We start from the raw sequence: 18,659 nt of genomic DNA, 5'->3' as shown, positions 1-18,659 counted from the left end.
CAGCGAGACTAAAACTAGATAAATATCGAGGCGATTCAGTGCGGCACTCGGCATATCACCTAGTTGATTGAAGATCCACAAATCTAAAAAGAGTAATGGTAGGCCGACGATGTACAAGCCGCCGTAGTGAATGGCTAGCTGCCACCCCGTTGCTGTTTGACCGTCCCAATCACGCGATTATTCGTCATCCAACCACCCAGTGTTTTGCCATGATTTAAACGTGCTGGCAACCAGAAGAATAGAAAAATATTAACCAAATAAAGCCAGCGTGGATCTCGTGATAATGGCCAATTAAAGTGTTTGACTAGGACGAAGTAGATGAGGTCGAAGCCGGCGACTAGGCTCCAATCAATGAGCAAAGCCAGGATCCGGCGCCAGTTGATAGGATGTGCAGCTTGCGTTAACTCGGTAGAGTGGTCACGGTCATGCCACTTTTGGGGAATGAGCGCTAAAACAACTGCACCTAAAATGCCGCCTAACGTATTCATCATGAGATCGTCGACATCGAACATGCGATACGCCCGAGAATAATAGCCGTATAATCCAGTTAATTGAGTCGTTTCAAAAAATAGTGAAAGCGTAAAACTACTTAGTGTGATCAACCAAAGCGGCCAGTGATGACGCCATTTTAAATAGGCGCCAATGGGCATGAAGAATAGGAGGTTGAAAAACGGTTGAAAGAATGTCGAGGATTTAATTGCCGTTAGCCAAGTACTGGAATCATGTAATTGGAAAGGGGTCAGTAATTTTAATTGACTGAGAAAGTAAAAGGGATGCAGGTTGTATTCAGCAGTCGTTAAACTTGAGACGGTACTGCGAGCAGGCAACGGCAAAATGACGAGTAAGTACGCCGCAGCCAGGTACCAAATAAAGGAGTAAGTTCCGATAATATTGCGTTCTGTTAAAGATTTTTTGGTTTGTAGTTGACCTGCTAAGACTAGTATTGCCACCGAAAAAGTCATCAGTGGTAATGCTAAGATCAGGATGTGGACGGGTTCCAAAAGCGCACTGACAAGATGGCTGGAAAGCCCCAGATGATATAACTTAACGATGAATTCATACATGTGATGGCCCCCTGTAAACTAATTGTGACTATTGTACCTAATAATTGTGACGATTAGGGATTAAAGCACATCATTATTCAATTCTTATGGTTTATAGCCGCTGAATGGCAGTTGCTATTTTAACGTGGATGCGGTTAAATAGTGATTAATTATTAAAAGGAGATGAGAAAATGCTGATGGATGGACATACTCATACGGAACTTTGTCCGCACGGCAGTGGTGAGTCCACCGAAGAAATGGTTCAGCGGGCGATTCAGTTAGGCATGAAGAAGTACTGTTTCACTGAGCATGCTCCGTTACCACCAGATTTTCGTCGTCAATATGCCGGTGATGACAGTGGATTTACCGAGGCTTCATTGACGATGGCCCAAGTTCCAATCTATTTGGCATTGGCGCGAAAACTGCAGGCCAAATATGCGGCTAAGATAAAAATAACGATTGGTTTTGAAGTCGATTTTTTGCCGGATCACACTGATTGGACCCGCAATTTTCTAAACGAATATGGGCCGCAAACGCAAGAGAGCATTCTGTCGGTGCATTTTATGCGTGGTCATGCCAATCGATTTTGGTGCGTCGACAACGGGACCGACGATTTTAAAGCCGGTTTTCAACAGTGGTTTGCGGATCCGCAAGTAGTCTTTAAACATTATTATGACACGGTATTGGCGTCAGTGGCCGCTGACCTCGGGGACTATGCACCGCAACGAATCGGCCACATGAGTTTGGTACGAAAATACCAAGATTATTTTAATTTAACCGCCCCGCTAGATGAGCAAAATTTGCATTTGATTGATCAAATTTTGGATTTGATTCACTTGCAAAATCGCGAACTAGATTTAAATTTAGCTGGTTTGTATAAACCATTTTGTAACGATTTTTATCCGGGTGATCAGATTTTAAAGCGGGCTCAAAGTCGTGACATTCCGCTCGTTTATGGCTCGGACGCGCATGACATTATGAGTGTTGGTCGTGGGCAGCATTTGGTTAAAAAATTAATTAATGGTTGACAATGAGGTTAAAAGTCACTAGAATGAGTTTTAAATTAAATAACTAATCAAATTTTAATAAACGGTTGTGATTAGAAAAAGTAATTAGAAATTTCCTCATCCAGAGAGTTTGGGCAGCTGAGAACCAAGCAGACATTTCTAACGAACACACATCTATGAACTGCTAAGGTGAACCAGAATAATTAGCCTTAGCCGAATGGTTTCGTTAGCCAAGTTGACTTCAAGTCAACATGAGGTTACTAGTGTGAGCTAGTAACGAAATAAGGTGGAACCACGTGGAAACGTCCTTTAGCAGAGTTATTTTGCTGAGGGGCGCTTTTTTTGTACAGAGTGTGAGAGAGGACGGTAGTGGTTGAGCATTGCCTAGCTAATCACATAATGCGTTTTATGCATTCTGTGATTAGCGTAGCAAGCGGAAACCGCTGTCCGAGCGAACACGTTTCGGCTATCAAGATAGCAACCGTCGAAAAAATAAATTAGTCAAAAAACACCAAGGAGGCGTTGGCAATGTTAAGTAATCTATTACCCTTAGGGACGCGCGATGAATTTGGACGACGAGCGGCCACCAAACAACAATTAATCTCGGTGATCCAAGCCCATTTTAAGCAGCGTGGTTTAGCACCAATTGCCACGCCATTATTAGAAAATCAGGCCGTATTCACACCTTACCAAATGGGAAATTATCAGTATTATCGGCTATTAGATCCAGAAGGACAGACTTTAGTGTTGCGACCGGATCTAACTTTACCAATCGCCCGTTTTCTCAGTGCGACTAAGGTACCGTTGCCGCAGAAGTTTGGTTATGTCGGCGATATTTTCCGCGTGAGCCGCCGGTTATCAGGTTCTTATAATCAGATCACTCAGGCTGGCATTGAGTTGATTGGATATGCGTCACTTAAGGCGGAATTGGAATGTTTAACGATTGCCAATCAGTTGAGTTCTGAATTGATTGATGACGCGGTTGAAATCGAACTGGGCGACGCGCAATTTGCCCAGCAAGTCGTCGCCAGTCTTACGCCAGATCAAGCACAACAAACCGCGATTAAACAGGCGTTATTTAATAAAAAGGTCCCACAATATGACGCGTTGATTGCGGCGTATCAGGACGAGCCATTATTCGACTTTTTGAAAAATTGGCCACGATTGTTTGGTCAGCCAACCGCAATTTTTAAGCAGTTGGCTGCCGCCCCATTACCTGTCAGCGTTCAGCCAGCGATTGAGCGGCTAAAAGCGGTGGTGACTTGGATGGCGCAAACAATGCCCAATCAGGCGGTTTCGATTGATTTGAGTAGCCAAGCACCGCAGAAATATTATACGGGACTGACCTTTCGGGGATATTCACAAGCCGGTGCAGGTTATCTGTTCAGTGGCGGGCGTTATGATCAATTGCTGGCCAATTTTCAAGCTAAAAGTGAACCGGCAGTTGGGATGGGCTTAGATGTTGATCTTTTAACGGAATTAGCGCTCACCCAAGCGCCGGCGACGCCGCGGCAATTGATTTATTTTGAACCGCGACAGTGGTCACAAGCAGAGAAATTATTGGCGAAAAGCACCCAAGGACAGCTTAGTTTGGCCCCAGACCTCCAAGCGGCGCGGGCCGAGGCTGCAGCGTTGGGCGCACAATTGATTGATTTGACGGAAGGTGACGAAAATGAGTGAGACACGTTTGAAAATTGCTTTGACCAAAGGGCGAGTGGAGCAGCAAGTGCTGCCGTTGTTGGAACAAGCAGGCGTTGATTGTGACTTGATTCGCCATAAGGAGCGGCGCTTGATTTTTGAGGCACCGACGCAACCCTATGAGTTTATTTTAGCTAAAGGTCCCGATGTCACAACGTTTTTGGAACGTGGTGCCGCTGATATTGGCATCGTGGGTAGCGATATTCTGGTCGAACATCGGAGTACCCAGTATGAGCTATTGGATCTAGGAGTTGGCAAGTGTCAATTTATTCTCGCTTCAACGGCGGACTTTGATCCAGCTGCTCCTAAGCGGAAGATTATTGGGACCAAATATCCCTTGATTACGAAACGTTACTTTGATCGATTAGGTCAAGACGTCGAGATTATCAAAATTGAAGGTTCCGTTGAGTTAGCACCTTTGACTGGGTTAGCGGATGCCATTGTGGATATTACCGAGACTGGGACAACCTTACGCGAAAATCAGTTACAAATTTATGACTATTTACAGCCGGTTTCAACGCGGTTAGTGGTGAACCGGTTAGCGCTAAAGCAACATCAGAGTGCCATTTATGAGTTAGTTGATCGGTTAGCGGCGGTCGTTCAGACAGACGCTGAAAAGGAGATTATGCAATGAAGATTATTAATGAAGATTTAGCTAGTTTAAAAAAGTTAGTTCAGACTAAAACCCAGCAATTGACAGATCAAAAAGTCGTGACCGCGGTTCAAAAAATTATCGCCAACGTGATTGAAAATGGTGATGAAGCTTTGAAGGATTACGAACAGCAATTTGATGGCGTGACTATCGACAACTTCAAGTTGGCGCAAGCAGACATTGACGCCGCTTATGAGCAATTAGATCCAGCAGTCAAAGACGCTTTGTTGTTAGCCAAACGTAATATTACGAGCTTTCACGAAAAAGAAAAGGCGACCGGTTTCATTGATGCGGAACAACCAGGCGTCTTACGTGGTCAAAAGTTACTACCTTTAAATCGGGTTGGTCTGTATGTCCCAGGTGGCACGGCGGCGTATCCCTCAACGCTATTAATGAGTGCTTTGCCAGCCAAAATCGCGGGCGTCAATGAAGTTATTATGGTGACGCCACCGCAACCCAATGGGATTAATCCCGCCGTTTTGGCCGCGGCTAAAATCGCCGGCGTCGATGCGATCTATCAAGTTGGTGGCGCCCAGGCCATCGCTGCATTGGCGTATGGCACGGAATCCGTGCCACAAGTGGATAAGATTATTGGTCCTGGGAACGTTTTTGTCGCCACTGCGAAGAAGCAGGTCTTTGGTCAAGTCGCAATCGATATGGTGGCAGGACCGTCAGAAATCGGCATCATCGCGGATGATAGTGCAGATCCACGTCAGTTGGCGGCCGACTTATTGAGTCAAGCGGAACATGATAAGTTAGCTCGCCCAATCTTGATTACGGATAGTCCCAAATTAGCCGCTGCGGTTGACGAGAATGTGGCGTCACAATTAAAAGTGTTGCCACGAACCGAAATTGCATCCGCATCAGTGGCCAACAAGGGTTTCATTGCCGTGGTTGATCGTGTTGAAGACATGTTTGAGCTGATGAATACGGTGGCGCCAGAACATTTGGAAGTTCAACTAGGGAATGCCACCCAGTATTTGGCTTTAATTAAGAATGCGGGTTCTGTCTTTCTAGGACGCTATGCGAGTGAGCCACTGGGTGACTATGTGGCCGGTCCTAACCACATCTTACCAACGAGTGGTACGGCGCGGTTCTCATCACCACTGGGTGTTTATGATTTCGTCAAACGAACGTCGTTTATTCAGTACACGAAACCAGCTTTGGCGAAAGAGGCTAAAGCCATTACGACGCTTGCCCGTGTTGAAGGGCTGGAAGGCCATGCACGCGCCATTGAATCCCGTTTTGACACGTATTACGACTAGGAGGTCATACTCATGCGACAAGCAACGATTAAACGTGAAACGAAAGAAACGCAAATTGAGATTAGTTTGAATTTAGATGAACAGAGTGGCATTGAGATAGATACTGGGATTGGCTTTTTGAACCACATGTTGACCCTATTTGCTAAGCACGGCCGTTTCGGGTTGGTCGTTAAAGCCCACGGTGACTTGGACGTCGATCCACATCACACGACTGAAGATACAGGCATTGTCCTCGGTGAATGCTTCAAACAAGCCTTGGGGGACAAAGTTGGCATCGAACGCTATGGTACGGAGTTTGTGCCGATGGATGAAACATTGGGCCAAGTTAGTGTTGACTTGAGTGGGCGTTCTTATCTAGTTTTTGACGCCGAATTGACAAATCCGCGGCTGGGCGGTCTTGATACGGAAACCGTAGAAGACTTCTTTCAAGCGGTCGCGTTTGCGGCGGAGATGAATTTACACGCTCGTATTTTATATGGTCGGAATACGCATCACAAAGTTGAAAGTTTATTTAAGGCGTTCGGCCGTGCGATGCGGGGGGCAGTCACGGTTAATCCAGCCATTATTGGCGTGAACTCGACTAAGGGTGTGATTTAGATGTTTGCCATCGTTGATTACGATACGGGAAATACCCGTAACCTCCAAAAAGCGTTCAATTATTTGCAAGTTCCCACGCAATTAACGGCTGATCCTGATAAATTAGCCGCTGCGGATGCAGTGATTCTCCCAGGAGTTGGCGCCTTTGCCGCTGCGATGCAGGCATTGCGAACCCGTGACTTAGTACCGGTGTTACAACAGTTGGGTCAAGCCGGTAAGCCGGTGTTAGGAATTTGTTTAGGGATGCAGCTCTTATTTGAAAGTAGTACGGAATATGGCGAGCACGCTGGGTTGGGGTTGTTAAGCGGTCAAGTCACTGCAATTCCAGCAAATATAGGCGTCAAGGTGCCACAGATGGGATGGAACGAAAACGAGCTCCAACAGTCGACGAGTCCATTTGCCGGAATTGATCATGAGTATACGTATTTCGTGCACTCGTATTATGCGGTGAGTCCGGCCAGTCAGGTCGTTGCCAGCGTGCAACACGGTGTTCAAGTCCCCAGCATTGTGCAGCGACAAAATGTGATTGGGATGCAATTTCATCCGGAAAAAAGTGGTCAAGTGGGGTTAGCGCAGTTAGCAACTTTTAAGGAAATGGTGAGTGCCAATGATTTTTCCAGCAATTGATTTAAAAGCGGGTCAAAGCGTCAGATTATATCAAGGCGATTACAATCAGACGACATTAATCAATGCCGATCCAGTGGTCCAAGCACAGCAGATCACTGCCGCCGGATTACGACAGTTACATTTGGTTGATTTAGATGGTGCGAAGTCCGGTCGGCCAGAAAATATGGCAACAGTTATGGCAATTCGAGCGGCGTTTAATGGCATTTTGGAGCTAGGTGGCGGGATTCGAAGCTATGACTTAGCCCAACGTTATTTAAAATTAGGCGTAGACCGTTTGATTTTAGGCTCAGCGGCACTGACCAATCCAGCATTGGTGCAACAATTATTAGTGGATTTTGGTGGTGATCGGATTGTCATTGGCGTCGATGGCCAAAATGGTCAGGTGGCGATTAATGGGTGGCTTGAGCAATCGCAAACGAAGATGAGTCAGCTGATTGCGACGATGATGGCAAGTGGCGCCAAACATTTTATCGTGACGGATGTCGCTCGTGATGGCACGATGACCGGTCCAAATGTGGCGTTGTTAGCGCAGCTACGGGCTAAATTGCCAAATGCTAACTTGGTAGCCAGTGGTGGCATCCGTAATTTGACCGATGTGCAAACGTTACAAACGATGGGTATTAAAGATGTGATTATTGGTAAAGCATTGTATGAAGGCACGGTCACCCTGGCCGAGCTGGCGGAGGTGGACGGATGTTAGCAAAACGATTGATTCCGTGTTTGGATGTCGCTGATGGCCGAGTCAAAAAGGGCGTTAATTTCGTTAATTTGACGGATGTGGGCGACCCGGTTAAAATTGCGGCGGCCTACCAGCAACAAGGCGCCGATGAATTGGTTTTCTTAGATATTTCAGCGACTAATGAACAGCGCAAAACGATGACAGACATTGTTGAACAAGTTTCAGCACAAGTATTTATGCCACTGACAATTGGTGGTGGAATCAGCAGTGTGACGGATATGCAACGGCTCTTAAAGGCTGGTGCTGATAAAATTGCGATTAACTCGGCGGCGGTGGCTGATCCGACATTAATTCAAGCGGGCGCTAAAAAGTTTGGTAATCAGTGCATCGTGGTGGCAATTGATACGGCATTTGATGAGCAAGCCGGACAGTATCGTGTCTATACGCATGGTGGGCAACAAGCCACTTCATTTGAAGCCATTGCTTGGGCTCAAAAGGCGGTCAGCTTGGGTGCCGGGGAATTATTGGTGACCAGCATGGATCGTGACGGGACTAAAGCAGGCTTTGACCTGCGATTGTATCAACAATTAGGTGCCGCCGTGAACGTGCCAATCATCGCATCAGGTGGTGCGGGCAACTTGGCCGATTTTACAGACGTGTTTCAGCAGTCACCGGTCGATGGTGCCTTAGCGGCCTCCGTTTTCCATTACGGGGAGTTGACGATTGGGCAAGTTAAGCAGTCACTTAAAGCGAAGGGAGTGGTCGTTCGATGACTGAACAACCTGATTTTGAAAAGGGTAATGGCCTAGTGACAACGGTCGTGACAGATGCGACCACCAAGGAAGTTCTGATGGTGGCATGGATGAATGCAGAGAGTTATCGGCGCACGCTTGCCTCGGGTCAAACCTGGTTCTGGTCCCGTTCACGACAGGAGTTGTGGCATAAAGGGGCTACTAGTGGCAACTTACAAGACGTCGTTCAGATCACATTGGATTGTGATAATGACACTTTGCTGATTGCAGTCACCCCCCATGGGCCAGCCTGTCATACCGGTCATACCAGTTGTTTCTTCAAGCCAGTTTTATAAAGAGAGGAATTTTAATAATGCAAAATATGGAAGAGTTATATCAATTAATCGCACAACGCCAAAAGACACCTAAAAAGGGTTCTTATACGGATTATTTATTTACGGAAGGGTTGGACAAAATTCTAAAGAAGGTTGGTGAAGAGTCCACCGAAGTCGTCGTCGCGGCCAAAAATCCAGACGATGGGCAATTAGTCTACGAAACTGCGGACCTGTTTTATCACGTGTTAGTCTTGCTGGTTGAACGTGGTGTCAGCTTTGATCAAATTAAAGCCGAGTTGGCAAAACGTGAGGGGAAAATGAGTGATTTTAAGGATCGTCCCGAAATCAAGAATTTGTAGGAGGACTATATATGAAGGAAAGTGTGCGCAAGTTACAACCTTATGTGCCAGAAAAAACACTCGCCACGCTGCAAGCAGAATTAGGCATTGACCGCTTAGTGCGCCTGTCAGCCAATGAAAATCCTTATGGGACTTCGCCAAAGGTTGCTGAGGCGGTTAAGAACTGGGACTTTTCGGAAAGCAATCGTTATCCAGATGGTGATGCGTTGGCGTTACGTCAGGCCATTGCCAGACAGCAGCACGTTGATCCAGCCCAATTAGTCTTTAGTGTGGGTCTGGACGAAATGATTGCGATGGTGTCCCGAACCTTCTTAGCTGCCGGTGATCAAGTGCTGGTTTCAGCACCGACTTTCTCCGAATATGCACTCCATGCAGAAATTGAGGGCGCCAAGTTAGTTGCGGTCCCAACTTTAGCCAATGACCAGGTCGACTTTGACGGGCTGATTAACGCCCTGACGCCAGCGGTGAAGATGGTTTGGCTGTGTAATCCCAATAATCCAACTGGCACAAGTGAATCACTAGCAGACATTGAAGCATTTATTCAGCAAGTACCAGCCGAAACGATGGTCCTGATTGATGAAGCCTACATTGACTTTGCAAGTGATGCGGCCAACTTAACGGCGATGCAGTTACCCGCAAAGTACGATAATGTTGTTGTCATGCGGACTTTCTCCAAGGCATACGGGTTGGCTAACTTTCGAATTGGCTACGCGGTCTTTTCGCAGACTTATGCGCCGACCATGCAAGCGGTCCGGTTACCTTACAATGTCAATTCAGTTACTCAAGTAGCCGCGTTAGCCGCGTTAAAAGACCAGGCTTTTGTGAAGGAGACGGTGGCAAAAAATGCTGCCGAACGCCAAGCCTGGATGGCATTCTTTGACCAGCAAGGCATTCGATATGATCTCAGTGATGCCAACTTTATCTTCTTTACGGTTCCCAAAGCAACCAAATTGGCTGATTATCTGTTGCATCACGGATACAGTTTGCGAACCGGCCTGCGTGCTGGTTGGTTGCGGATGACATTTGGTACCGCCACTGACGGTGAAGCATTAAGAAAGTTGATTGCCCAAAACTAAAAGCCTTCCCGATGATGGGAGGCTTTTTGAGTGTCGCCAGCGAACTAAGTCGTTAAAGTTTTGATTAAAACGGGTATACTAAAAGTATAGTTCCAAATTAAGTTGGAAAGAGGTTTATGCGTGTTACATTTTATCGAACAACTGTATGGGCCATTCTTCAGCGCCAGTAACTGGGGGCAAGTCTTCACCTCTGCCAATGACTGGTTGGTTATTTTGTCATTGGCAATTATCGAGTGTTTGCTCTCGGTGGATAATGCGGTGGTGCTGGCCGCTCAGACGCAAAGTTTGGACAATTTACAAGATCGTGAGAAATCATTATTCTATGGTTTATGGGGCGCGTATCTGTTTCGCTTTCTGATTATCGGCATTGGCACGTACTTGATTAGTTTTTGGGAAATAAAAGTCCTTGGTGCCGGTTACTTATTTTATTTAGTTTACCGTTTCTTTACGAAAAGACCGGCGCAAACCGGTAAGCCACATAAGCAGCACCGGTTTATGGGTTTGAGCCAGTTTTGGTCGGTAGTGATTCAAATTGAAATGATGGATATTATTTTTTCAATTGATTCAGTATTAGCCTCGCTGGCGATTTCCAATAATCCGGTCATTGTGTTGATTGGTGGCATGATTGGGATTGCTTGCATGCGAGGTATCGCTGAAGTAATCATGCGTTTAATGCGCAAGATTCCGGAATTAGAGACCATGGCCTATTGTTTGATTGTCATTATCGCTTTGAAGTTATTTGTCTCAATTCCAGTTATTGGTTGGGATATTCCAGCATCGGCTTTCGGGGTAATTGTGTTAGCGGCTTTTGTGATTACCATGATTATTCATTATAGCCGTCAACACCGTCGATCAGCCGATGAGTCAAAGAAAGGTGAGTAACATGCAATTAGGATTTATTGGTACGGGTGTCATGGGTGCCGCCATCGCGAAGAATTTAATGGCGGCTGGTTACCAGTTAACAGTTTATAATCGAACTAAAAGCAAGACGGATGCCTTGGTTGCGGCAGGTGCCACTTGGGCAAATACCCCAGCAGCGGTGGCCGCACAAAGCGATGTTGTCTTCACAATGGTGGGCTTCCCAGCGGATGTTGAGCAAGTCTATTTTGGTGATCAGGGAATTTTTATGAGCTTAAAAGCTGGTAAAACCGTGATTGATATGACGACTAGTCGGCCAAAATTAGCCGCTAAAATCGCTGATTATGCGACCGTCCATGGTTTTCATGCCTTGGATGCGCCCGTTTCTGGTGGGGACATCGGAGCAAAGAACGCCACCTTAACCATTATGGTCGGCGGTGATGACGCTACTTATGAAGCGATGCAGCCTTTATTTAAGGTGATTGGGCATCAAGTCAATCACTTTGGCCCCGCTGGCACCGGTCAACACGCAAAGATGGCGAATCAAATTATGATTGCTGGCACCATGACTGGGTTAACGGAAATGTTACTTTATACTAAGGCCGCTGGGCTCGACCCGAAAAAGGTACTGAGCACGTTATCAAGTGGTGGTGCTGATAATTGGAGCATGGATAACTATGTGCCACGAATCCTAAAGGGTGATTACACGCCTGGTTTCTTCGCCCGCCATTTCTTAAAAGACTTACGAATTGCATTGAGTGAGGCGGATGCGATGGGCTTAGACCTTGTCGCAACAGCTCAAGCTAAGCGGTTGTATGAAGTGATGGTTGATGTGAAAGACCTTGGTGATCAGGGGACACAAGGGCTAATTAATAGTTACGATGCCAAGTCGGTCTAGGCCTGATAGTTTATCAAAAAAAGCTGTTCAAAATCTCAAACGGATTTTGAACAGCTTTTATATTTTGACTAAAGGTTAAAAGTTTCAAAAGCATCACAATGGCAGCAGTGCCGGTAACGGTTATATCTAAAGTAGCCTCACCCAAATTCAGTGCTCCGTCAGTCAAAATCGGTGTGCTGTGGGGGGACGGCGCCAGCCACAGTACGATCTGGCGTCTCAATTCAAAGCCGATAAAACACGTCTTTGAATTGCCCCGTAAGATTAGTCAGCCAAGAACGCCGACTAATCTTACCGACACCGCACACCGATTTTGACTGACTCCGCTAAGCATAAATAACTGATTTATTCCCTTAAAACTACTGATTAGCTGGATGTTATCAGTAACAACCGGAAGCGGCAGTAATGTACTATTTTTCCCTGCCTGATTATTGATGTAGTGGCGCTGGCAATTTTTAACTTGCGGCCTTTAGTATTTGATAGATCGAAGCTCATTATTCGATCGTATCGAAGAAACTTAGTAACTTTTCTTTAGTTAATGCCGCTTTTTCAGCACCACGGACATCAAATTTGATTTTTCCTTGGTCAAGCACAATTAAACGATTACCATATTTCAAAGCATCATCCAAATGATGAGTGATCATGAGGCAAGTTAATTTCTCTTGGGTGACGCGTTCATTGGTCTGATGCATCAGTTCAGCGGATGTCTTGGGATCCAAGGCCGCTGTGTGTTCATCCAATAATAGTAAGTCTGGCCGTTGTTCGGTCGCCATTAAGAAACTCAATGCTTGTCGTTGGCCACCAGATAAGTTTTCTGTGGCGGTACTCAACCGCGTTTCTAAACCGTTTTTCATCGTGGCGGTGATTTCCTTGAAGTGTGGAAGTGACTGCTTGAGTCGGCGTAATTGTAACGTTCGCCGCTTGCCGCGGTGCATCGCCAAAAGTAAGTTTTCAGCAACCGTCATTCGTGGTGCCGTACCCATTTTAGGGTCTTGGAAGACGCGAGCTAAGAAAGCCGTGCGTTTTTCAACGGAAAGATGGGTGATGTCTTTGCCATTCAGTGAAATTTGACCACTGTCGACTGGTAAGCCGCCACCAATTGTGTTGAATAAGGTCGATTTACCAGCGCCGTTGGAACCGAGAACGGTGATGAAGTCGCCATCGTATACGTCCAAATTTAAACCTTGTAAGATTGAGACTTCGTTCGGTGTGCCTACGTTCACCTTGGTGACGATGTTAGTCAATGATAATAATGGGGCTTTATTCTGCGTCATATTTGGCAACTCCCTTCTTGATGACATGATTTAAATGTAGTGCTTTGCTCAATCGTGGCAACATCAAGCAAATGGCCAAGATTAAGGCAGACAAGAGGTTCATATCGTTGGTATTGAAACCGAGTTGCAAGACGAGTAAGCGAACGAATTGGTAAATAACACTACCTAGGGTCACTGCAACTAAACGTTGGTTCAAAGTCAATTCACCAAAGACAACTTCACCGATAATGATGGAAGCTAAAGCAATTACGATGATCCCAATTCCCATGCTGACATCGGCGTAACCGTTGTTTTGGGCGATCAGGGCACCGCCGAGACCGATAATCCCGTTAGAGACCATCAATCCCATAATCGTCATGTTGTCGGTGTTAATCCCAATGGAACGGGCCATCACGCGATTATCGCCGGTGACAATAAAGGCTTGGCCTAAGTTTGTTTGTAAAAATAGTATTAAGAGGACCGTAATAATGACGATCACGACTAAGCCGACAAAAACACTGTCAAAATATTTTGGTAATGATTTTAAGAAGGCTCCGGAGAAAATCGTCGTTTTACCTAGGAGTGAGACGTTAGAACTGCCGCCCATGACGCGCAAATTAATGGAAGAACAAGCGGTCATGACTAGAATCCCAGCGAGTAAAATGGGAACTTTTCCTTTGGTGTAAAGCAGGGCGGTGATCAAGCCAGCAAGCGCGCCGGCGACAAAGGCCAAGCCAGAAGCCAAGTAAGGGTTCATGCCATTAGCAATCGCGGTGACTGCCACGGCGGCGCCCAATGGGAAAGTGCCTTCAACGGTCATATCAGCAAAATCTAAAATTCTGAAGGTGAGGAATAAAGCAACCCCAAGTGAGGCCCATAAGAGGCCTTGCCCAATACTAGAAACAATCATACTCATTGATAAACGACCCCTTTCGTTTTAGCTTCCTTTAGCACGCTGGCTGGGAAGGTGATACCAAGTTTTTTCGCTTCTGATAAATTGAGGGTCATTTTACCTTTACTGATGACCTTAATTGCATAATCAGAAGTATCTTTACCTTTTAAGACTTTAGCGGCCATTTCACCGGAAAGTTTACCTAATTGATACTGATCAACGGATAAGGTGGCAAGTCCACCAGCTTTTACCATGGTGTCTACGGCTGGAATGACTGGGACTTTGGCTTTGTTGGTGACGGAGACTAAAGTCTTCATTGCGCTCGCAACGCCGTTATCTTGTGGGGCATAGACCGCATCAACTTCGGAAGCCATCTTTTCAGCAACAGTTTGCATGTCATTGGTATTTGCGATGGTAAACATCTTGTAGGCAACGCCTTCTTGTTTACAAATCTTAGCGAATTTCTTGGCGTTATATTCACCACCATGATCGGAAGTTGTGTAAATGATGCCGACCGTTTTGGTGTTTGGCACGAGTTCACGCATGAGATCAAGATGGGACTTTAATGGTGATTCACCAGATGTCCCAGTAACGTTAGCGCCGGGGTGTGAATCACTTTTAATTAAGCCGCTTCCGGATGGATCTGTGATACCAGCGAGAATCACTGGCGTTGATTTACCAGCCGCGGAAACTAAAGCTTGAGCAGCGGGAGTCGCAATCCCAACGACTTCATCAGCATCTTCGTTGACGAATTTTTGGCTCATAGTCTTTAAATTGCTTTGATCACCTTGTGCGTTTTGGTAATCAATCTTGACCGTTTTTCCTGGCACATAGCCATATTCTTTTAATCCCGCGACAACACCGCGATGAATCGCGTCTAATGCGGGATGGGTCTGGAGTTGGAGTATCCCAACGGTCGGAACTTTTTTGGTGTTAGCTGTTTGCTTGCCATTGCCTGTCATGAAGAAGGCAACCCCGAGGAAGACGACTAACGCACTAATAAATGCAATCATACGTTTCAAAATATGTTCACCTCAACTTAAAATTTTCAAACCTTTTTTGCAGGGCATGGGTGAGACAAAATAAAAAAGGGCAAACCAGTAAGCTCTGGTCTGCCCTTTACGGAACCGAAGCCTGCTGTGTCTAAAACCCATGCAGACTTCTTTAGATAACAAAGTTAAGTCGGCACAGATACAAACTGTTTGCCAGATTGTATCCGTGTGACGGAATTACAATCTGAATCGCCGGCTTTGCCATGAACTATTCAAATTGAAACTTACTTGCATTGTCATCCTTGGTTCCTCGCTTTCGTTATTGAATAAATTCAGTATAGGCAATGATAAAAAGGCTGTCAAGTTAAAAATTAGAATTTGTTGTGAAAGTCGCGCCCACTGGTTTGAAAAGAAATGCGGGCTTATATTGTAATAAAAATTTGTTTTAGTCTGAATTGATTTAAAAAATTAAAAGATAAATATTGGCTTATCACTAGTTTGTCGAACGTACGTTTGCTATAATTGGTTAGCAAATGAAAGGGGAACATAGCTTTGAGTGAGTTGACGATGCAGCAACAATTGGCAGACTTGGGAACGGCAGCCCGTTATCATTTTACTGGTGTTTTTGAACGGTATGGCACGCGACCTGGGGCGGCTCATGACGTTCCCACAGTTCTCTTAACTACGATTCGGTTGAATGGTAAACAGCTGCTGATGCTGAATTTGTGGTTAGATTTAACAAAAGACTTTCGTCGTTTAGGCGAGCTAAAACCTGGGGATAAATTAAAATTTTCAGGGCGTGTCGCACCTTATATCAACGATTACCAAGGTGAAAAAATGACTGATTTTTCTACAACTTCAGTCGGCTATCAAATCAGTTATCCCAGTCACGTCAAGTTGGCCAATCCTTTTTTGAAACGCCGCCGACAGGCATTACCAGTTGATCAAGCTACTTTAGTTCGGCAGATTATTGCCTGGAATAATCCGGCAGAGGCTTGAGTTGTTAGAAACCAAAGAAGTCGAATTATGAGTTGACAATTAGAAAAACCGGTGGTAAATTAGCCTTAAATTAAAAAGTAATTAAGACGTTGAAGAGAAGAGTAGCGTTGGCGATAATTTTTCAGAGAGCTTCGAAATGGTGTGAGGAGCAATTATCAATGACGTGAAGATGAGCTTGGAGTCATGATGCGGGTCACAATGGCTACGCATGGCGGTGGCAACCGATATATTGCGGAGTATCCTCATTTTAGGGTACTTGTCGAGGTTGTCATTGTGAGATGACAATGAATTACGGTGGTAACGCGAAAGCTTTCGTCCGTTAGTTTCTTTTAGAGAGACTAATGGATGAAAGCTTTTTTTGGTTTGTAACCGGCAGAGAGGGAGTCAGCAGATGACAGTAACGGTAGTGAATGGATTATTAAAAGCGCAGCAACAATGGGTTAATCGGCCACACGGGACGCAACCAAGTCGTCTTCTAATTTTAAATTTAATGCCAACTAAAGCCACGACTGAACGGCAATTTTTAAACCGCTTTGCTGCTCTGAGCGTAGATGTTGAAGTGACTTTTATGTATCCTGAGACGCATCATTTTAAGAGTCTGCCAAAATCATTGGTTGCTAAAAATTATGTGACACTAGCAGAGATTGCTGACCAACACTATGACGGTTTGATCGTGACCGGTGCACCAGTTGAGCAGTTGTCCTTTGAAGCGGTTGACTACTGGCAAGAGTTTCAAACAATCGTCGATTGGGCACAGACACACGTGACTGAAACCCTGTTTGAATGTTGGGCTGCCCAAGCTGGGCTATATTATCAATTTAATATTCAAAAACAACTCGCCAAACAAAAAATATTTGGAATCTATCAGGCCAGCAATGTGGCCACACAATCGCATTTGGTGAGTGGCTTAAGCGCTGACGGGACACTGAAAATGCCCCAATCGCGACATACAAGATTGGTGATACCCACTAATTTGCCGACCGGATTACAAGTCGTCGCAGAAAATGATGAGATTGGGCCGCTGATTTTAGCGGCACCACAACACAGGGCCGTCTACGTGACCGGTCATCCAGAATATGAGGCTGAGACGTTAGCTAATGAGTATTTTCGGGATCGTCGTAAGCAACTCCCAATCAACTTACCTCAGAATTATTTTACCGATCAGTCGTTACAACAGATTAACTATAGTTGGCAAACAGCTAGTTGTCAGTTTTATCAAAATTGGCTTGAAACGCTGGTATTGGCAAAAGTGAGCCTGTAAGCTCGCCTAAAATTTAGCACAGGAAGGTGTTTTAAATGACAGAGACAATCGAAGTGGGCATGCTAGGATTCGGAACCGTGGGCAGTGGTGTAATCACGCGGCTAAGACAAGCCGCGTCAAAAATTGAACAGACACAGGGACTACGGCTACACTTAGCAGCAGTTGCCGTCCATCATTTAAACGCTCCCCGTGCGGTTGAGTTACCAATTGGGACGCGATTAACAGACTCGATTCAGTCGGTTGTGTCCGATCCGCATATTCAAATTGTGATTGAAGTAATGGGTACGCTCACGACGGCAGAGGCTGCGATAAGTACGGCATTACAACATGGCAAATCGGTGATCACTGCGAACAAGGATCTGATAGCGACCGCGGGAGCTCGGCTAATCGCACTCGCCAAACGGCAACACTGTGATTTGTTTTATGAAGCAAGCGTTGCTGGGGGAATCCCAATCTTGCGGACGTTAACGGATAGTTATGCTACCGATAGCGTGTCGCAAGTTGTCGGGATCATCAATGGTACAGCTAATTATATTTTGAGTGTGATGACGGCGACTGGGCAGTCCTACCAACAAGCGCTAACAGCGGCACAAGCAGCCGGTTACGCTGAAAGTGATCCGACCAACGATGTGAGCGGTCTGGATACCAGTTATAAGTTGATGATTCTGAGCCATTTTGCGTTCGGTCAAGCCTTGACCTTGTCACAGATTCAGCCAATTGGACTGACGGCGATCACGGCGATAGAATGCCAGCAAGCGGCGCAGGCTGGCTACCACTTGAAATTGTTAGCCGAGGCTCAACAGCAGGCGGGACAACTTTATTGTCGCGTGGCGCCGGTGGCAGTCCCCAATCAGTCAGCGTTAAGCCGTGTTAACGGGGTTCAAAATGGTGTCGCCGTGACGAGCCAGGCGATTGGTCATAGTTTATACACCGGACCTGGTGCCGGCAGTACCGCGACGGCTAATAGTGTTTTAAATGATGTCCTTGTCGCGGCCCAACACTTGGGGCAACCGGCTTGTGGCACGGCATTTAATCGGAACCAAGCCCAATTATCGGTACGGTCATTAAGTCAAACTGTGCAGCGTTATTTATTATTTACAAAATTATCAACAATCACAATAGAAAAATGCGCTAATAATCGTCATTTCTCAATAACTGGTCAAACAAGAAATTGTTATGAGTCGAGTCCAATCACACCAACCCAATTGGCAGACTTTATTAGACTTTGTGGGCACAAGGCGGTCACGGCGTTGCCAATTGCTTTTTCAACGGATTGGGCATTGACTGCGAAGCGACAGACCAGTTCAAAGCCAGTCGCACGTGAGATTGTTAAATTAGCTTAATTCTGTTTGGACAAGTTTGAAAAAAGAGACCTGCGTACAGTATACTGTACGTAAGTGTCTTTTTTTGATGACTTAAAACGTCAATACGTGCACTTGA

The 18,659-nt window shown here is 45.7% G+C and carries 20 protein-coding genes and 1 other annotated feature; of the genes, 16 read left to right on the top strand and 4 right to left on the bottom strand.

The window, feature by feature from the left end; all coding sequences use genetic code 11:
- Positions 1-134: 134 nt before the first annotated feature.
- Complete coding sequence (locus FFM64_RS03370; RefSeq protein WP_223876881.1) at positions 135-1,064, bottom strand: VanZ family protein; 930 nt, start codon at positions 1,062-1,064, stop codon at positions 135-137.
- Positions 1,065-1,234: 170 nt separating this feature from the next.
- Between FFM64_RS03370 and hisJ the strand changes: the two genes are divergently transcribed.
- From hisJ to FFM64_RS03305, 13 genes are all read left to right on the top strand, one after another.
- Positions 1,235-2,071 carry a histidinol-phosphatase HisJ gene (hisJ, locus tag FFM64_RS03365; protein WP_137606589.1) on the top strand — a complete coding sequence of 279 codons (837 nt, stop codon included), beginning with the start codon at positions 1,235-1,237 and terminating at the stop codon, positions 2,069-2,071.
- 58 nt (positions 2,072-2,129) lie between these two features.
- Positions 2,130-2,363, top strand: a binding site (T-box leader).
- A 215-nt stretch (positions 2,364-2,578) separates the two neighbouring features.
- Complete coding sequence (locus FFM64_RS03360; RefSeq protein ID WP_137606588.1) at positions 2,579-3,730, top strand: ATP phosphoribosyltransferase regulatory subunit; 1,152 nt, start codon at positions 2,579-2,581, stop codon at positions 3,728-3,730.
- On the top strand, positions 3,723-4,382 hold the full coding sequence (hisG, locus tag FFM64_RS03355; protein ID WP_137606587.1) for an ATP phosphoribosyltransferase: 660 nt from the start codon (positions 3,723-3,725) through the stop codon (positions 4,380-4,382). Before FFM64_RS03360 ends, hisG begins: the two co-directional genes overlap by 8 nt.
- On the top strand, positions 4,379-5,665 hold the full coding sequence (hisD, locus tag FFM64_RS03350; RefSeq protein WP_137606586.1) for a histidinol dehydrogenase: 1,287 nt from the start codon (positions 4,379-4,381) through the stop codon (positions 5,663-5,665). Before hisG ends, hisD begins: the two co-directional genes overlap by 4 nt.
- 12 nt (positions 5,666-5,677) lie before the next feature.
- The gene (gene hisB, locus FFM64_RS03345) at positions 5,678-6,262 is read left to right on the top strand and encodes an imidazoleglycerol-phosphate dehydratase HisB (RefSeq protein WP_137606585.1); all 585 of its coding nucleotides are present in this window, start codon (positions 5,678-5,680) and stop codon (positions 6,260-6,262) included.
- Positions 6,263-6,889 carry an imidazole glycerol phosphate synthase subunit HisH gene (gene hisH, locus FFM64_RS03340; protein ID WP_137606584.1) on the top strand — a complete coding sequence of 209 codons (627 nt, stop codon included), beginning with the start codon at positions 6,263-6,265 and terminating at the stop codon, positions 6,887-6,889.
- Positions 6,870-7,589: a 1-(5-phosphoribosyl)-5-[(5-phosphoribosylamino)methylideneamino]imidazole-4-carboxamide isomerase gene (hisA, locus tag FFM64_RS03335; protein ID WP_137606583.1), complete on the top strand. Its 720-nt coding sequence runs from the start codon at positions 6,870-6,872 to the stop codon at positions 7,587-7,589. Before hisH ends, hisA begins: the two co-directional genes overlap by 20 nt.
- Positions 7,583-8,341, top strand: a complete 759-nt coding sequence (hisF, locus tag FFM64_RS03330; protein WP_137606582.1) for an imidazole glycerol phosphate synthase subunit HisF — start codon at positions 7,583-7,585, stop codon at positions 8,339-8,341. The genes hisA and hisF overlap by 7 nt, the downstream gene beginning before the upstream one ends.
- A complete protein-coding gene (gene hisI / locus FFM64_RS03325) occupies positions 8,338-8,655 on the top strand; it encodes a phosphoribosyl-AMP cyclohydrolase (RefSeq protein WP_137606581.1) in 318 nt (105 codons plus the stop codon). The genes hisF and hisI overlap by 4 nt, the downstream gene beginning before the upstream one ends.
- 17 nt (positions 8,656-8,672) lie before the next feature.
- Positions 8,673-8,993, top strand: a complete 321-nt coding sequence (hisE, locus tag FFM64_RS03320; protein ID WP_137606580.1) for a phosphoribosyl-ATP diphosphatase — start codon at positions 8,673-8,675, stop codon at positions 8,991-8,993.
- 11 nt (positions 8,994-9,004) lie between these two features.
- Complete coding sequence (gene hisC / locus FFM64_RS03315; protein WP_137606579.1) at positions 9,005-10,069, top strand: histidinol-phosphate transaminase; 1,065 nt, start codon at positions 9,005-9,007, stop codon at positions 10,067-10,069.
- 120 nt (positions 10,070-10,189) lie between these two features.
- Positions 10,190-10,951 (top strand): TerC family protein, encoded by a 762-nt coding sequence (locus FFM64_RS03310; protein WP_137606578.1) that lies wholly within the window; start codon positions 10,190-10,192, stop codon positions 10,949-10,951.
- Position 10,952: 1 nt separating this feature from the next.
- Entirely contained in the window at positions 10,953-11,825 is an 873-nt protein-coding gene (locus FFM64_RS03305; RefSeq protein WP_263389374.1) for an NAD(P)-dependent oxidoreductase, read from the top strand.
- 491 nt (positions 11,826-12,316) lie between these two features.
- On the opposite strand, the gene FFM64_RS03300 is transcribed toward FFM64_RS03305, so the two are convergent.
- Genes FFM64_RS03300 through trpX form a run of 3 tightly spaced genes read right to left on the bottom strand, consistent with a single transcriptional unit; the run spans position 12,317 to position 14,992 of the window.
- Complete coding sequence (locus tag FFM64_RS03300) at positions 12,317-13,096, bottom strand: ABC transporter ATP-binding protein (protein ID WP_137606576.1); 780 nt, start codon at positions 13,094-13,096, stop codon at positions 12,317-12,319.
- A complete protein-coding gene (locus tag FFM64_RS03295) occupies positions 13,083-13,991 on the bottom strand; it encodes an ABC transporter permease (protein WP_137606575.1) in 909 nt (302 codons plus the stop codon). The genes FFM64_RS03300 and FFM64_RS03295 overlap by 14 nt, the downstream gene beginning before the upstream one ends.
- A complete protein-coding gene (gene trpX, locus FFM64_RS03290; RefSeq protein ID WP_307722839.1) occupies positions 13,988-14,992 on the bottom strand; it encodes a tryptophan ABC transporter substrate-binding protein in 1,005 nt (334 codons plus the stop codon). Before trpX ends, FFM64_RS03295 begins: the two co-directional genes overlap by 4 nt.
- A 519-nt stretch (positions 14,993-15,511) precedes the next feature.
- On the opposite strand from trpX, the gene FFM64_RS03280 reads away from it, so the two are divergent.
- The 3 genes from FFM64_RS03280 to FFM64_RS03270 all read left to right on the top strand — a co-directional run bounded on the left by FFM64_RS03280 (position 15,512) and on the right by FFM64_RS03270 (position 18,562).
- Positions 15,512-15,958, top strand: coding sequence for a hypothetical protein (locus tag FFM64_RS03280; RefSeq protein WP_137606574.1), 447 nt, complete (start codon positions 15,512-15,514; stop codon positions 15,956-15,958).
- Between the two features lie 391 nt (positions 15,959-16,349).
- Positions 16,350-17,219 (top strand): homoserine O-acetyltransferase/O-succinyltransferase family protein, encoded by an 870-nt coding sequence (locus tag FFM64_RS03275; RefSeq protein WP_137606573.1) that lies wholly within the window; start codon positions 16,350-16,352, stop codon positions 17,217-17,219.
- A 35-nt stretch (positions 17,220-17,254) separates the two neighbouring features.
- On the top strand, positions 17,255-18,562 hold the full coding sequence (locus FFM64_RS03270; protein WP_137606572.1) for a homoserine dehydrogenase: 1,308 nt from the start codon (positions 17,255-17,257) through the stop codon (positions 18,560-18,562).
- The last annotated feature ends 97 nt before the right edge of the window (positions 18,563-18,659 follow it).

The sequence above is a fragment of the Lactiplantibacillus daoliensis genome (assembly GCF_005405005.1).
Lineage (GTDB): Bacteria > Bacillota > Bacilli > Lactobacillales > Lactobacillaceae > Lactiplantibacillus > Lactiplantibacillus daoliensis.
This window is presented reverse-complemented; position numbering and strand designations above follow the sequence as displayed.

What these genes read in the sequence shown, in the direction of transcription:
- FFM64_RS03370 (WP_223876881.1), bottom strand. Translation starts at nt 1,064, where the DNA reads ATGTATGAATTCATCGTTAAGTTATATCATCTGGGGCTTTCCAGCCAT.
- hisJ (WP_137606589.1), top strand. Translation starts at nt 1,235, where the DNA reads ATGCTGATGGATGGACATACTCATACGGAACTTTGTCCGCACGGCAGT.
- FFM64_RS03360 (WP_137606588.1), top strand. Translation starts at nt 2,579, where the DNA reads ATGTTAAGTAATCTATTACCCTTAGGGACGCGCGATGAATTTGGACGA.
- hisG (WP_137606587.1), top strand. Translation starts at nt 3,723, where the DNA reads ATGAGTGAGACACGTTTGAAAATTGCTTTGACCAAAGGGCGAGTGGAG.
- hisD (WP_137606586.1), top strand. Translation starts at nt 4,379, where the DNA reads ATGAAGATTATTAATGAAGATTTAGCTAGTTTAAAAAAGTTAGTTCAG.
- hisB (WP_137606585.1), top strand. Translation starts at nt 5,678, where the DNA reads ATGCGACAAGCAACGATTAAACGTGAAACGAAAGAAACGCAAATTGAG.
- hisH (WP_137606584.1), top strand. Translation starts at nt 6,263, where the DNA reads ATGTTTGCCATCGTTGATTACGATACGGGAAATACCCGTAACCTCCAA.
- hisA (WP_137606583.1), top strand. Translation starts at nt 6,870, where the DNA reads ATGATTTTTCCAGCAATTGATTTAAAAGCGGGTCAAAGCGTCAGATTA.
- hisF (WP_137606582.1), top strand. Translation starts at nt 7,583, where the DNA reads ATGTTAGCAAAACGATTGATTCCGTGTTTGGATGTCGCTGATGGCCGA.
- hisI (WP_137606581.1), top strand. Translation starts at nt 8,338, where the DNA reads ATGACTGAACAACCTGATTTTGAAAAGGGTAATGGCCTAGTGACAACG.
- hisE (WP_137606580.1), top strand. Translation starts at nt 8,673, where the DNA reads ATGCAAAATATGGAAGAGTTATATCAATTAATCGCACAACGCCAAAAG.
- hisC (WP_137606579.1), top strand. Translation starts at nt 9,005, where the DNA reads ATGAAGGAAAGTGTGCGCAAGTTACAACCTTATGTGCCAGAAAAAACA.
- FFM64_RS03305 (WP_263389374.1), top strand. Translation starts at nt 10,953, where the DNA reads ATGCAATTAGGATTTATTGGTACGGGTGTCATGGGTGCCGCCATCGCG.
- FFM64_RS03300 (WP_137606576.1), bottom strand. Translation starts at nt 13,096, where the DNA reads ATGACGCAGAATAAAGCCCCATTATTATCATTGACTAACATCGTCACC.
- FFM64_RS03295 (WP_137606575.1), bottom strand. Translation starts at nt 13,991, where the DNA reads ATGAGTATGATTGTTTCTAGTATTGGGCAAGGCCTCTTATGGGCCTCA.
- FFM64_RS03275 (WP_137606573.1), top strand. Translation starts at nt 16,350, where the DNA reads ATGACAGTAACGGTAGTGAATGGATTATTAAAAGCGCAGCAACAATGG.
- FFM64_RS03270 (WP_137606572.1), top strand. Translation starts at nt 17,255, where the DNA reads ATGACAGAGACAATCGAAGTGGGCATGCTAGGATTCGGAACCGTGGGC.